This window comes from Microbacterium sp. AK009 (assembly GCF_013410955.1).
GTDB lineage: Bacteria > Actinomycetota > Actinomycetes > Actinomycetales > Microbacteriaceae > Microbacterium.
This window is the reverse complement of sequence record NZ_JACCCG010000003.1, coordinates 13,318-27,224: the sequence shown is the minus strand read 5'-3', so window position 1 is coordinate 27,224 and position 13,907 is coordinate 13,318. Positions and strand designations below refer to the sequence as shown.

The 13,907-nt window shown below is 65.1% G+C and carries 14 protein-coding genes; 13 read left to right on the top strand and 1 reads right to left on the bottom strand.

Going from position 1 to position 13,907, the window contains the following annotated elements; genetic code table 11:
* Positions 1-66 precede the first annotated feature (66 nt).
* Positions 67-384 (bottom strand): winged helix-turn-helix domain-containing protein, encoded by a 318-nt coding sequence (locus HDC37_RS06695; RefSeq protein WP_179559645.1) that lies wholly within the window; start codon positions 382-384, stop codon positions 67-69.
* Between the two features lie 381 nt (positions 385-765).
* Between HDC37_RS06695 and HDC37_RS06690 the strand changes: the two genes are divergently transcribed.
* The 13 genes from HDC37_RS06690 to HDC37_RS06630 all read left to right on the top strand — a co-directional run bounded on the left by HDC37_RS06690 (position 766) and on the right by HDC37_RS06630 (position 13,842).
* The gene (locus HDC37_RS06690; protein ID WP_179559644.1) at positions 766-1,494 is read left to right on the top strand and encodes a hypothetical protein; all 729 of its coding nucleotides are present in this window, start codon (positions 766-768) and stop codon (positions 1,492-1,494) included.
* A 1-nt stretch (position 1,495) separates the two neighbouring features.
* Positions 1,496-2,110 (top strand): M23 family metallopeptidase, encoded by a 615-nt coding sequence (locus HDC37_RS06685; protein ID WP_179559643.1) that lies wholly within the window; start codon positions 1,496-1,498, stop codon positions 2,108-2,110.
* Positions 2,111-2,130: 20 nt separating this feature from the next.
* Complete coding sequence (locus HDC37_RS06680; RefSeq protein ID WP_179559642.1) at positions 2,131-2,424, top strand: hypothetical protein; 294 nt, start codon at positions 2,131-2,133, stop codon at positions 2,422-2,424.
* Positions 2,322-3,869: a hypothetical protein gene (locus HDC37_RS06675; protein ID WP_218869462.1), complete on the top strand. Its 1,548-nt coding sequence runs from the start codon at positions 2,322-2,324 to the stop codon at positions 3,867-3,869. The genes HDC37_RS06680 and HDC37_RS06675 overlap by 103 nt, the downstream gene beginning before the upstream one ends.
* Entirely contained in the window at positions 3,866-5,359 is a 1,494-nt protein-coding gene (locus HDC37_RS06670; protein WP_179559640.1) for an SCO6880 family protein, read from the top strand. Before HDC37_RS06675 ends, HDC37_RS06670 begins: the two co-directional genes overlap by 4 nt.
* Positions 5,359-6,954 (top strand): hypothetical protein, encoded by a 1,596-nt coding sequence (locus HDC37_RS06665; RefSeq protein ID WP_179559639.1) that lies wholly within the window; start codon positions 5,359-5,361, stop codon positions 6,952-6,954. The genes HDC37_RS06670 and HDC37_RS06665 overlap by 1 nt, the downstream gene beginning before the upstream one ends.
* Positions 6,951-8,774, top strand: a complete 1,824-nt coding sequence (locus tag HDC37_RS06660; protein WP_179559638.1) for a type IV secretory system conjugative DNA transfer family protein — start codon at positions 6,951-6,953, stop codon at positions 8,772-8,774. Before HDC37_RS06665 ends, HDC37_RS06660 begins: the two co-directional genes overlap by 4 nt.
* 379 nt (positions 8,775-9,153) lie before the next feature.
* On the top strand, positions 9,154-9,648 hold the full coding sequence (locus tag HDC37_RS17500) for a hypothetical protein (protein WP_179559637.1): 495 nt from the start codon (positions 9,154-9,156) through the stop codon (positions 9,646-9,648).
* Positions 9,621-10,130: a single-stranded DNA-binding protein gene (locus HDC37_RS06650; protein WP_218869461.1), complete on the top strand. Its 510-nt coding sequence runs from the start codon at positions 9,621-9,623 to the stop codon at positions 10,128-10,130. Before HDC37_RS17500 ends, HDC37_RS06650 begins: the two co-directional genes overlap by 28 nt.
* Before the next feature lie 474 nt (positions 10,131-10,604).
* The gene (locus HDC37_RS06645) at positions 10,605-11,219 is read left to right on the top strand and encodes a hypothetical protein (RefSeq protein ID WP_179559635.1); all 615 of its coding nucleotides are present in this window, start codon (positions 10,605-10,607) and stop codon (positions 11,217-11,219) included.
* On the top strand, positions 11,219-11,749 hold the full coding sequence (locus tag HDC37_RS06640) for an RNA polymerase sigma factor (RefSeq protein WP_179559634.1): 531 nt from the start codon (positions 11,219-11,221) through the stop codon (positions 11,747-11,749). Before HDC37_RS06645 ends, HDC37_RS06640 begins: the two co-directional genes overlap by 1 nt.
* Before the next feature lie 810 nt (positions 11,750-12,559).
* Positions 12,560-13,483, top strand: a complete 924-nt coding sequence (locus tag HDC37_RS06635; RefSeq protein WP_179559633.1) for a hypothetical protein — start codon at positions 12,560-12,562, stop codon at positions 13,481-13,483.
* A complete protein-coding gene (locus tag HDC37_RS06630; protein WP_179559632.1) occupies positions 13,483-13,842 on the top strand; it encodes a GntR family transcriptional regulator in 360 nt (119 codons plus the stop codon). Before HDC37_RS06635 ends, HDC37_RS06630 begins: the two co-directional genes overlap by 1 nt.
* Positions 13,843-13,907 lie beyond the last annotated feature (65 nt).

Below are 13,907 nucleotides of genomic sequence, written 5' to 3'. Positions count from 1 at the left end.
AATTCCACGGCAAGGTGTTTCCGTGGTGGCTCAGTTGCGAGAGGCAACGCGACTTCGCTGACGGCCCTACACTTCCCCGAGCGCCTGCCCGAGCTGCAGGTAGAGCAGCGACACCAACTGGCCGTCCACGCTGTAACGGACCCGACCCCCTCGCTCCCACTGTTCGCGCGGCGGGTCTGCAACGAGCAGCCCGGCATCCAACATTTTTTCCAGTGCGTTGAAGACGGTTGGCGAGGGAACCCCAAGCGCAGCGGAGATCTCAGCGCGAGACGAGTTCGGATGCTCTCTCAAGTAGCCGATGATGCCGGTTCGTAGCCGGTTCCCGAACGCTTCGATAGGGTCCTCCGCGCGATCGCTGTTCGCGGGGCGGGCGTATTTGGGCACACCCCATTCTCTCGATTGACCACCGGGTCAGTCCAGAGAACCGCATGAAAAAATGCTTTGCTCCGCGAGTGTAGCTATGTACCATGCACTCATGTCAAGGCTAACAACGTCCGCCCGAGCACGGGATGCTCGATCGGCCTGCGTCACCTTGTCCCCCAAAAGACCTACAGACACGGCAACGAGGGCCGACGTAGCATCGGGACGCAACGCGATGATGCCAACCCCTCGGGCGCCTCGCGCTATCGCTGCGCACGCGATAAATCCCAGATCAGATAGATTTTCGCGATCCACTCCCTGCGTGCTTAGGATGCCGGGACAGCGTCTGTCACGACCGGTGACCTGGGTCAGCACATTCGCTGCTCTCGAAGGCGAGGAGCAGACATGACGGCACGCACGATCCGGCGCAGCATCGCGTGGGCAGTCATCGGTGCAATCGTCCTCATCATCGGCATCGTGGCGCTCATCATCGCCTCGCTGAGCAATGCCGGCTCCGCTCCCCCCACTCCCGATCCGACAACGATTTCCGCCAGCACCCCCGACCCGGCTCCCACGCTCACAACCGCGGTGGTCGACGAGTCCGTCATCAACCGCGGATGGGTGCCCGAGCCGATCACTACGGATCCCGAGGCATACGTCCGCGCGGCTCTAGCCGCGGCGGGGACCTTCGACACCACGAAGGCCGAGTACGAGGAATGGATCGCCTACCTCGGTACGTGGTTCACGCCGGACACGCGCTACGCCTCAGAGGCTGACCGCATCGCCGAACTCGAAGCGGCGAAGCTCGAGATGCGCCAGACCGTCGTCTTGCCGGAAGCGGAGTGGGACTCTCTCGCGGGCGAGGACGGCAGAGTCAGCTCCGTAACGACCGGCGACGTCGTCTTCTCGCCGGTCCCCGAGGACCAATCGGGCGATATGTCGATCGGCACAGCCGACATCACAATCACCTTCACCCGTTCCGACGGCGCCGGCGGCGAGGTCTCATACGAGGAGCAGACCCGCCTCAGCGTGCAGGTGCTGTGCGGAGAGGCATCTGTTCCCACGCCCGATTCCAGCCAGGCGGCCGGGGACTGCAAGGTGGTCCGACTGCTCTCAGAGCCGGTGGAGCCCTGACATGCCGGCCCCGGTCACCGCGATCGCCGCCCTCGGCCAAACGAGGATTGGTCGCAAGATCGCGATCGGGGCACTGACCCTCGTTCTTCTCGTATCGGCGTTCGCCGCCACCCCGCTCATCGCGATCCCACTCGCGATCGCAGGCAGCTCGGTCGCCAACGGGCCCGACACAACACGCCCAGTTCCCACGGCCCAAGGCGATTGGGGCCTCCCTATGGCTGGCCCGTACTCCTTCGGCCGTGGGTTCGGACACAACCCCGTCACCGGGTGCGGGTTCTGCTCAGTACAGCACAAGGGCTACGACATGTCTCAGGGGTGCGGCTCGCCGATCTTCTCCGCCGGTCCTGGCACGGTGCTCAGCGCTGGTGCCCTCAGCGGGTGGGGCAACACCGTCCGCATCGACCACGGCGACGGCCTCATCACCCTCTATGGGCACATGCAGTGGGGCTCACTCCGCGTCAGTGAGGGGCAAGCTGTGACACCCGGCACGCCCTTGGGCGCCGAGGGCAACACCGGCCGTTCGTTCGGGTGCCACCTCCACTTCGAAGTCATTCACGACGGGGTATCGATCGACCCCGTCCCGTTCATGGCCGCGCGCGGCATCCTCCTGACCTGACAACGAACAAAGGAACCCCCGTGACCGGCATCCTCTCGACCGACGTCGACATCCCCGACATCCAACCCGATTTCTCTGCGCCCTTCTTCCAGGGATTCCAGGTCATCGCGTCCTACATCCTCGCCGGCGCGATGCTCGTCGTCCTGATCATGCTGATCATCGCAGGAGCGGCCCTTGCCTTCCGAGGGCTGGCCTCCGACCGGGTCCGCACATGGGCTGGAGAGAACATCCTCTGGATTTTCATCGCTGCCGCGGTCCTGGGTGCCGCGTCTGGGCTCTTCGCCTGGTTTGTGAACTTCGACTTCGGCTTCTGATGAAGCTCTGGCGTACCATCGCGGCTGGGGTGACCCTCGGGCTGACTCTCACGGTCGGCGCGCTGTCGCCTGCGCTGGCAGTCGAAGCGGATGCCGCGTCCGCGCGCGCCACGACAGCGACCGAAATCTCCGGCGAAACGTGGTCGGCACCGTCACACCCGGTCAAGTGCCTCAAAGCCGGCGGACAGATCAGCTGCACTCCCACTGACCCGGCACTGGTCAAACCGCAGCAGTGCTTGATTGGACTCATCTCCGATGGCACCCGCGCGACCGTCTGCACGACCTACGAGGGGCATGTTGATGCCCTCAAGGCATCGGGCGGTAAGCCCATCACCGTTGCGTACGGCTGCAGCATCGGCGACGTCGTGTGCGTCACGTTTGAGAACGCTGGCCGGGGGATGGCGCTGAGTGCGACCGGGATGATGTTCCTCGTCGCTCAGAATATGCAGTTCGACACGAGCACGTTGCTATGGACGGCAGCGGTCAGCGAATGGTCGTTCTGGCAGTGGGCGATCCTCATGGTGCTGTTCGGCGCCATGTTGTGGGCGATCGCGGCGGCGATAGTTTCCGGCGATCGCGAGCAGCTCGTCGGGGCACTCCTGCGGTCGTTCATCGCGATCCCCGCTGTTCCGCTCACGCTATGGGTCACCGGGCATCTCCTGAACGCGATCGACGACATGACGTGGTACATCCTCGGCGGACAGGGCCCATTCGAGATCTTCACGACCCTGCAAAGCGTCATGTGGGCGGGCGGGCAAGCGAACTACTTCTTCGCCTTCCTCATCCATGGTCTCTTGTTGATCGCCATGCTGCTCCTGGCGCTGGTCTTCGCGTTCCGCAACATTGTCTTGGCCGCACTGATCGCGGTGGGACCTGTGGCATGGATGCTGTTTCCCGTCCGCGGGGTCGGGCCGCAGTGGGTCGTACGCTACGTGTCCGCGGTCGTCGTTCTACTGCTCACCGGCCCGTTGACCGTCGGATTCGTCACCCTCATCATCAATGGGCTCGCTTCGGTGAAGACGATTTGGGATCCGCAAGCGTGGCCACTGCTGATCGGACTTGCCCTCATTGCGTTTGCGCCGTTCGCGATCTTCGGCCTGTTCAGCTTCGTTGGAGCGGTCGCCGCGGATGGCATCGGCAGCCGGCTCGGCTCGGGCGCCGGGAGGGTCGCTTCCTCCGCTTCTCGCTCGGCCATGCAGCTGCCAACCCGACTGGGCTCGACCCCTGCGGGGTCAAGCGCGAGTGGGGGGCGTGCGACAGCCGGCTCAGCACCCTCGACGCGCGGCCCTCAGACACGTTCGGGCTCGACACCGTCGGCCCCGACAACCGCAAGCGGCCCCGCAGGAAAAGGCGCCGCGTCGACCCCTCGACCCACGTCACCTGCGCGACCGCAGCCCGCCGCACCACCATCACCTCCGCGCCCCGTTGAAAGGAGTCCGCGATGACTTCGACCTCTGACTTGAGCCGCCCGGTCCGGCTCCCCCGTCGATCACGGCAAGGCGTCGTGCTCGGCATGGATCCCTGGCAGCTGGCATTCATCGCCGCCGCTGGCGTCGTCATCCTCATCAGTGTCAATCGATTCGGGCCACTCGGGCTGTTGTGGACGGCGCCTCTCTATCTCGCACTCGGCGCGACAGCGCTGAAGACCGTGCACGGCATCTCGGCACCTCGGATGGCGGGAGCGTGGGCGATGAAGCAGTTGCGCCATGCGATGGGCGCGACCGCCTACACCTTCCGGCCCGAGCAGCCCAAGCTCATGGGCACCCTCAATCTGCCGGGGACGCGCGCGTCACTACAACTCTGGGAGAGCAACGGCATCGCGTGCGTCTACAACCCCCACGACCGAAGCGTGTCAGTGATGGCCGAACTCGAGGTGCAAGGGTTCCTCATGCACGACACTCCAGAACGATTCGACCTCGCGCAGCAATGGTCCAAGGTGCTCGCTTCGTTCACACAGCGCGCCGGGATCAAGCGAATCACGCTGCAGGAGCGCACTCTCCCGACGACGATTCGAACGGCCCGCGACCACTACGACACGGTCGTCAGCCGTCGAGGGCTCAACCCCGCATCGCCCGCGGCAGCCAACTACGAGGAAGTGATGAATCGCTCGGAGCGGTTCGCGGTCGCCCATCGCAACTACCTCACATTCACCCTCGACCTCGTCGCTCTCACTCCGCAGGTGAAAGCACTCGGGGGCGGAAAGGACGCGATCATCGACCTCGCGCGGCTCGAGGCCAGCAATCTCGCCGACGCACTGCAGTCGGCGAAGGTCAAGGTGCGGCGCTGGCTGTCCTCGCGTGACCTCGCTGCGCTCAGCCGCCTCGCCATGGATCCGGAGTCAGCGCCGAACGTGCAGAACCGGCCCGACATCCGTGGCGGCGTCGATCCCTCCGCCATTGGCCCCATGTATCTGGAAGAACCAAAAGGACGAAACGGGATCGTCTGCTCCGACTCCGGCGTGCACACAACCATGTGGATTCACGAGTGGCCGCGCTCCGACGCGCCGGTCGGGTTCGTGGCCCCCCTGGTGTTCGCGCGGCATCCGCACACTCATGAGGCCGTCACTCACATCTTCTCTCTCGTTCTCACTCCCGTCCCCGTGGCAAGTGCGTTGCGACGGATCCGTGACGAAAAGAAGGTATGGCGCGGCAACGAGCGGCTTCGCGCCAAGCGAGGCGCGGATGGATCTGCAGCGGATGCGGCGGACTGGGCCGCCCTCGAGAAACAAGAGGAGGAGATCGTCGCCGGTCACGGCGAGTTCCGGTACGGCGCATACCTCACGGTCAGCGCTCCGGACGAAGAGCACCTTGACCAGGCCATCGCCGGCATGCGCAACGCACTCGCGCGCATGGGGATGGAGGCGCAGATCCTGTACTGCCAGCAGGCGGAAGCGCTCATGGTGAACGCCTTGCCCATCGGCTTGGGGATGAAGTGATGGCCCGCCGCACCGTCGTCTTCGCCCCGTCCGGCCTCACCGACGAGGAACGTCGCGCACTACGCCGAGCCGTCTGGGATGCCGAACACAGGCGCCCCGACGCCCGCACCCCGCGCCGCGAGCGCGGACTTCCCGAGCCGCTCGTCCCCGGCCCATTCGGCCCCGGCCTGGTGGACGGCAACTACTGGAACCTCGCTCGTCCCTCGGTCCCGCCGCATCAGGCAACGTCCCAGCACATCGCCGGGATCTACCCGTTCGTGGCCGACGCCGGTCTCGGTTCACGAGGCCCCATCGTCGGCGTCGACCTGAACGCCGATTCGCTATGGCACTTCTCGCCATGGGAGTCGTACACCGACGTCACCGAGCGCGGATCGTTTTCAACCAACATCCTCGTGCTCGGCGCCTACCGGGCAGGGAAAAGCGCCGCCGTGAAAACCCTGGTAACCCGGTCACTCGCATTCGGACACCAGGCCGTCGTCCCCTCTGACGCGAAGGGCGAGTGGGTCGTCATCGCCGACGCCATCCCTGGCGGCACTGTCATCCGTCTCGGCGACGGCACCTCCGCCCGGCTCAATCCGCTCGACCGTGGCCCACGGCGCAGCAACTCAACAGACGACCAACACGAACAGATGGTCCGACAACGCCGCATCGCAACACTCATCGCCCTCGTCGAGATGGCGCTGGGCAAGACTCGCCTCACCGCCGTCGAGCACGCGGCGATGCATGAAGCGCTTGGCCGCTGCATTCATGACACCAATGACCGCCCGACGCTCCGTGGCGTGTACGACCAACTTGGGCTCATGGTCGCCGACACCGGAGGTGATTTCCGGCTCTCCGAAGGCGCTGTGCAGCCGCGCTTCGTGCTTCGCCGATTCGTTGACGGCGACCTGTCGGGACTCTTCGAGGACGAATCCACGGTGTCGTTCGATCAGGATGCTCCGATCGTCGTGGTCGACACCTCTGAGCTGTTTTCGCGCGGTGATCTCGTGGCACAGCTCACCCAGGTGTGCACGACGGCGTGGATCCAGGCGGTCGTCTCCGACCGCTCGGCGAAACGCACGCGTTACGTCATCCGAGAAGAGGGATGGCGCGACATGACTTCACTGGCTGCCCTGCAGATGTATCAGCAGTGGCTCAAGTTGTCACGCCATTACGGGATCAGCAACATCGTCATCTTGCACAAGATGGGCGACCTCGACGCCGTGGGCGACGCCGACTCGCAGGAACGTAACCTCGCATACTCGATCGTCGGCGACATCGAGAACAAGTTCATCTTCCGCGTCAACCACCAGGAGCAGACCAGCCTTCGCCAGCGCCTGAACATGCCCGCCCCGCACGTCGACATGGCGAGACAGCTAGCCAAGGGGCAGTTCCTCGCATACGTCGGTCAATACTCCTACCTCGTCGACTGCTTCGCGACGTCCACCGATTGGGAGTACGAGCTGTTCAAGACTGACGAAGCTGTGCAGACCGCAGACCACCTCGATGCCACTGCTCCGTTGATGGATGCCGCGGAGCTCGGCACCGACTGGCTGAACGCAGCACGGGACGAGCCAGACCGGCTAGCGCTCAGGCGGGAAGAGAACGCACGATGAACCAGGGACTGCTCGGCAAGCTGATCGCCATCCTCATTGCGGTTGTTGCCGTGGTGGGACTGGCGACGACCTTCATCGCGGACGCGATCACCCAGCTGTTGTGCGGAGCAAGGGGCGTGGCATCGAGTCCACTTTCCGGACTCTGGCTCGCGCTCACCGGCGACCCGACGACTTACACCGCGCCCGCCGCATGCGCGCTCCCCTTGTGGCAAATCCGCGTTGCCGACGCGCTCGCCCTGCTCGCCTTCGGCGCGCTGGCGGCGCTCATCCTGGCCAAGGTGCGGCAGTACCAGCAGTCGGATGCGTCCTTCATCGCAGACCTGCGCACACGGCCCGGGTTCGCGCGCTCCAGTGAAATCCGCGAGCACCTGTCCGCGAGGGCCGTTCTCAAGCGCGCTCGTCAGTTGCGACCCGATCTGACGCACCCGCTGCCGTCCGACGTGGGATGGCGGGTCGGGAAGTCGCGTGGCATGGGAGTGTACGTGTCGATCGAAGACTCCGTTGCGCTCGAGGGGCCGCCGCGCTCGGGCAAGGGATACCGAGTGTTGATCTCAGCAATCCTCGACTGGTCGGGCCCGCTGGTCACGACCTCGACGACGAACGACAACCTCACCGCCACAATGCGCATGCGACAGAGCCGCGGCGACGTGCGCGTTTTCGACCCCCAAGGGCTCTCCGGCATCCGCCACCCTCTCCGCATCAACCTGCTCACCGGGTGCGAAGACCCGCTCGTGGCGATTCAGCGTGGCACCGCGATCATCACCGGGACGGCACTCGGCACCTCGTCGACGAACGCCGAGTGGGCGCAGGCCTCGGGTGTCGTTCTCGGACGGCTGCTGCACGCCGCGGCCGTCGGCGGATGCTCGATTGGCGATCTCTACTCCTGGGGAAACAGCCCTACCCTTGCCCGAGATGCGATCGAGTACCTTCGCGACGGAGGTGCGCCGGGATGGGCGGAGAGCCTGGAAGCAACAATCGCGGGCGACGACAAGCTCGTCTCGTCCATCTGGTTCGGCGTGTCCGGCGCCGTCGCCCCACTCGCCGTCCCCCAAATCCGTGACGCGCTCATGCCACGGCGTGGCGACCCCGTGTTCGACGCGCGCGAGTTCTTGCAGGCTTCGAACACCCTGTATCTCATCGGCTCATCGTCGGGCGCGTCCGCAATGGGCGGGTTCCTAGGGGCGATCGTCGATGACATCGTCGAGGTCGCTCGAGTCCGCGCGCTCGCTTCGCCCGGTTCGCGTCTCGCTCTCCCGCTCGGACTGATCCTGGACGAGATCGCCAACATGTTCCGGTGGGGCAACCTACCGCGCGTGATGGCCGACGGCGGCGGGCGAGGCATCTGCACCTTCGTCGTCCTGCAGGCCCTCTCGCAAGCCGAGACGGCGTGGTCTCGCGCCGAGGCCGACACGATCTGGGCTGCGGCGACGGCGAAGGTCCTGCTCGGCGGCGCGTCCCACGTAGATCACCTACGCGATGTGGAGACACTGCTGGGCTCGCGCGATACTCGGCGCACCCAACGGTCGTGGTCGACCCGCGAGGCGGGCCACAACACCAGCGAACAGCACGAACGCCGGCCGCTGATGTCGGTCGACGAGATTCGACGGATGCCGCAGACCACCGGCCTCCTTGCCTACCGCAACCGCCGCGGGGTGCTTCTCGACCTCGCCGGATGGGACGACCGCCGCGACGCGCGGGCAATCCAGTCCGGCAAGCGCGCGACCGAGCAAGAGCAGCAAGGAGTGTTCCGCGACACAGCCGATCGTCCGATGACGGGCCACACCGCTGATGCCGCCGCAAAGATCGAAGCGCCCGAATGAGCAATCGCCGTGTCACGGGTGCCACCACCTATCGGTCCGAGTACCTCCGGTCTCGGGCATGGTTTGCCCGCCGAAATCGGTGGTTCCTGACGGAACAGCGCCGCGGACGGACCCCGATGTGCGGAGTCTGCGGGGGCGCGGCATCCGCATCGGATCTCGAACTTCACCATCTGGACTACGCGGGGGTGACTCTCGTCGCCGGGAGATGGCGGGCACAGGAAAAGCACGCAGACCTGGTGGCGATGCACCCGACTTGCCACGACCTGGTCCACCGCCTGATCGACCGTGACACAGTCCTTTCGCGCCAACGCACCCGGCACGACGCGACCACGATCGCCGCTGCACGGATCCGTGATGCGCTCAACTCCAAGGAGACGCGGTGACCGGCGACGACTACCAACCCAGCCGCCTGTTCGCCGACGACGCGGCGGGTCTGCCGCAGCTCCCTGACGACTACCCACGGCCGGGCCGCGGGCCATCGGCGATGATCGGCGGACGTGCGACGAACTGGCGCACCATGACTGACGAGCAGGCACCCGCCGAGTGGGCCGCATTGCGTGATTGGACCGAGTGGTTCGTGCGTCGATACCGCGTCGCCGAGACGATCGTTCCGCCCTGCTGGTTCCGGCACGGCCAGCTCGTCGAGGAAATCTCGGCCCTCCACTGCGCCCATCGAGCAGCCTATGACCCCTCTGACAGCGGCAACGGTCCGATCGGATGGCACGAGCGGCTCGCTCTTGCGATGCAACGGCTGGCGAAGGCATACGCCGGCGGATGCAGCAACGGACACAGAGAGCATCCCTCCCGCCCGTGGCCGAAGGACGCCGCCGAGGAGGAGTGGGACGCGTGGATCACACAGAGCCACGCTCACTGAGGCACCGCACGGTGTCCCAAAAAGAAAGGAAAAGGATGGCTACGAAAATCCCGGTCACGATCGAGGGCAACCTCACCGGTGACCCTGAACACGGAGCAAGTGACGCCGGCAACGAGTACGCCCGCTTCACGGTCGCTGTCAACGACCGCCGTCTCAACGAAACGACAGGTCGGTGGGAAGACGCTGGCACGGTCTACCACCGCGTGGTGGTGTTTAGTCAGCAGTCGCGCCACGTCTCTGAGTCGCTCCGCAAGGGAGACAGCGTGCTCGTCGCCGGCGATCTTCGGTTCGGGTCGTACACAGACAAGGAGACCGGCCAGACTCGCGAGACGCGAGACATCGTCGCGGACACCGTCGGCGCCTCACTCAGATACACGAGCGTCAACGTGACACGCGCCCCAAAAGCAACTAGCCCCGAGACTCACGCCTCGGGGCCGGTAGCAACACCGGCCTCGTACGCCGGTGCTGGGGTTGCGCGCTGACCCATCAGGACAGGAGAGCGGCGCAGGAGTCAGCGTACTCCCGCGCCGCTCTTCGCTTAAGTAAATCTCCGGAGCAGTGAGCGCAGCTGAGGAGCCCTTCCTCTCGCTATGACGTGTCTCAGAACCATCGACGAAGCACGATCCGCGGAATGGGGAAGCGAGACTTAGTTCTGAGACTCGCACATCACCTGAACTGTGCTGAGATCTCGCCTACACAAGCCGCTCTGGGTGTATGTGCTGCGCGAACGACGCCTCGTGAATGAGACGTCGCAATAGGGAAGGGATACGAGACAGAAGCCGGCATCAACGGAGTGCGATCGCAATGAGCAATGGCAGAGCGGCGCACCGAGCGCTGCTGCGCACGGTGCGATCGCGCGGAGGTGGCCTCAACTCAGCGTAACGGCCACGAATCAAGTGTTAAGGATCTACGGGTCCTGGACATGTACTTGGTAGGACTCGATCGAGGGGGCTGGCATGGACGACGTGCTAGTAGAGACGCTGGTGCAGAAAGCGAAGCCGGTGGCGCTGGCTGATGAACCGACCGTGTTGGCCGAAGCTGTCGCTCTCGCTCGGTTGGCTGCCGCTCATCGTCAGCCGGTGCGGCGAGGATCGACGGTGCTGGGCTTGTGGCTGGGGGTAGGGCTGCTGGCGCTGGGCGGCACAGCGGCGGTCGCGGCCCCCGCATTTGTGGAGTGGGCCAGGTTCACCCCAGATGCGGCGACGCAGCGAACCTTTTACACCGAGTCGGGGTCGGTGCTGGGTGACTGCGAGGTGGTCGCGCGTGTGGTCCCCGTGTACCGAGTGCCGGGGGTCCCGAACGCGGAAGCGGAGCGGCGAACCGAGGAAGCGCGCAGACATCTCGCTTCTCACGACTGGGACTCGGTGATCGCCTCGATCACTGAAGACGATCTCGCGGAAGCCCTCGCTGAGGAGCAGCAGCGAGATCCCAACGCCACCGCTCTCGCGGTGAACGGGCAGCTCATGGGCGATCGCATCAGCAACGAATTCTTTCGCGCCGGATATGACCGACCCGGAGTGTCTCTCGAGGTGGCGGGAACATGTTCACCCGCTGAAGGCTCGGACGATTGATGGCCGCTCCCTCTTCGGAAGCGGATCTGACGGCCGCATACTTGGCAAACGCTGCCGACCTGCTCAACTACTTTGGCCGGCGGGTCGACGACCCTGCCGACGCGGCCGACCTCTTGAACGAGACGTTTCTTGTCGCTACGAGACGAGGAGCGTTACCCGCACCACCTGAGGAAGCCCGAATGTGGCTGTTCGGTGTTGCCCGTCACGTCCTCTCGAACAGCCGACGCTCACGGCGGCGACAGTCTGAGCTTGCAGCCAAGCTCAGACAGACCATCGACACCTCCGGTGTATCGGGAAGCGTCCCGTCAGACCTCCAGCTCGATGTGCAGCGCGCGTTAGCGAAGCTGCCCCCCAACCAGGCAGAGCTCGTACGTCTCGTGCTCTGGGAGGACTTCACGGTTCCACAAGCGGCCACAATCCTGCGGATCCGTGAGTCCACCGCCCGAGGTCGGTACCAACGAGCGATAAGTCGCCTGAAGACCGTGCTCGCACCGATCGCCGACCACCGCGAGAAGCCGGTGGCCTACTGAGCACCAACACCGCTAGAAGCACGCGCGTCAGCCGCTCCGCCTAGACCAGCCGTGCCGTCCTTGACGTTGCCCGAGCCCTCGCACACCAGTGCGCTCTCAACCCGCCAGTGGTGCATTGGAAGACACGGCCTAGGGTGCCCACGACTGACAGCGTCTCAACCGAGCTCGATAGTTCAGGCTAGGGTCCAGAGATACGGGTCCAAGCCGTCGTGCCTTCTGCGCGTCGTGCCGCAGCGTCGGACGTGAGAACCGTAGCCTCGCCAGCCCGACGAGTGTCGTCGCGCGCTGCGCCGCGAGTTCGGGCGCCCTCGCGGAGTCGCCATCCGACGGCAACCAGGAAGAACGCGGCAATCAGAGTGATTCCGACGAGTTCTGCCATGACGACACGATAGACCTTCGGGTTACACGGCCGCAGCGGTGTTCATGAAAAGTTCATCACGTCGAAGACGTTGCGATCGGCTTGTCCGTGCACCGTGCAGGGACCAGTTCACGGGCACTGCCGTTGCGATTATGACCGCCGTTGGACGCGTATCCACCTCGCAAAATCGCGCCGTAATTGGCGGCCTCCCTACGCGCGGTCGTCCAGTGCCGCACGAGCCGCCGAGAACGAGACGTTCGCCGGCCAAGCCTTCGAGAGACGGGGACTGTCGCGCAAGGCAAGGGATACGAGACATATCGTGACTCGCGGAGTGCGGCGCATGTGGCCCTGTTGCCGATCTCGTGCAGGGCCGGGAGTGGGGGGCTTCCGATGTAACCGCTTTGTATTGTTCAAGTGATACATTGTCCGCGTTGTCACCTGGGGAGGCATGGATGGGCTTGCTCGTAATAACTGTGTTCGGGTCGCTGGTCGTCGGGGCGGGTGCCGCGTTGGTGTGGTTTGCCGTGCGTGGCCGTCGAGAAGGGCTGTCGGGTGGCGTTGTCAGAGGGGTCACAGCGGGTGTCGGCATCCTCGGGCTGGCGGCGTATGTATGCACCTTGTTACTGAGCGTCCCGTTTCTGTTCCCCGCCGGGCTGACCATTCCGTACGAACTCGTGGTGGGGTACTCAGAGTTCCGGTTCGTCGCCCCGCTTGTTGTTGGTGTTGTGCTGGTCGCTGTCCTTGCGTTGCCATGGTCGAAGCGTCGGACTGCGGGTGTGGCTGAGCTGTCGCGGCGGGGAGTGTTCAGCTTCTCTCAGGGCCGATGGTTCATCGCGCCACTTATGATCCTGGGGCTGATCATCCTTCTGACTATCCCGGCAGGCCTCGCGTCACGACCAGATGAGGTCACCGGCCGTTACACGGCATACGTGATCGAGCTGGGCGGTGAGAACAGCGTGGGATCGGGCATCTATGGCTGGTTCTACTCGGTTCCGGCCCTTGTAGCCCTTGTCTCTCTCCTGGCCATCACTGTTGGTGTCCTAGCCGCGATCGCCCGGCCAAGGCTAGGAACGGATCCGTCTGAGGAGTCGCGCACCCGCAGGCTTCGGTCACGAAACGTCGTCGCCGCCACCACAGCCGCACTCTCGCTCCATCTCGCCGTGATCTTCCAGTCGCTCGCGGGGACCGCGTCGCTGCGAGGGTCCTTCTCCTCGAGCATCGGGACTTACAGCGTCTGGACGCCATTCGCTGCGCTCGAAGCGGCGCTGTCCATCGGCTCCTACGTTGCTGCGGCACTTGGAGTCGGTCTGTGGACTGCGGTAGCGCTGTCCGCCTTGCCGACGCGGAGGATTGTCCCAGCCCCGGCCTACGCATGATGATCGTCCTGTCCGGCTCGGCCCCACCCGCAGACCAGATCCGCGACCAGATCCGTGGGCTCGTTGCCTCCGGCCAACTCGCCAGCCACGAACGTCTACCCTCGGTGCGACAACTCGCACACGACCTCGGACTCGCCTCAGGGACCGTCGCCAAGGCATACCGAGCCCTCGAGCAAGAAGGTCTCCTCGTCACCCGCACCGGCGCCGGCACCCGCGTGAGCCCCGCCGCGACCACCACCCACCGCGCCGTCCTTCAAGACGCTCGCGCCCTCGTTGACACAAGCCTCGAGCACAACACATCCATGGAAGAGACCATCCGCATCATCCGCGCCATCTGGCCCCACCCGAACACGAGATGAGAAGCTCGCCGATTGAAGCGCGCCGCCATGCGGCAGCTGCGGATCCCGAGTGCAACGGTGCCTAG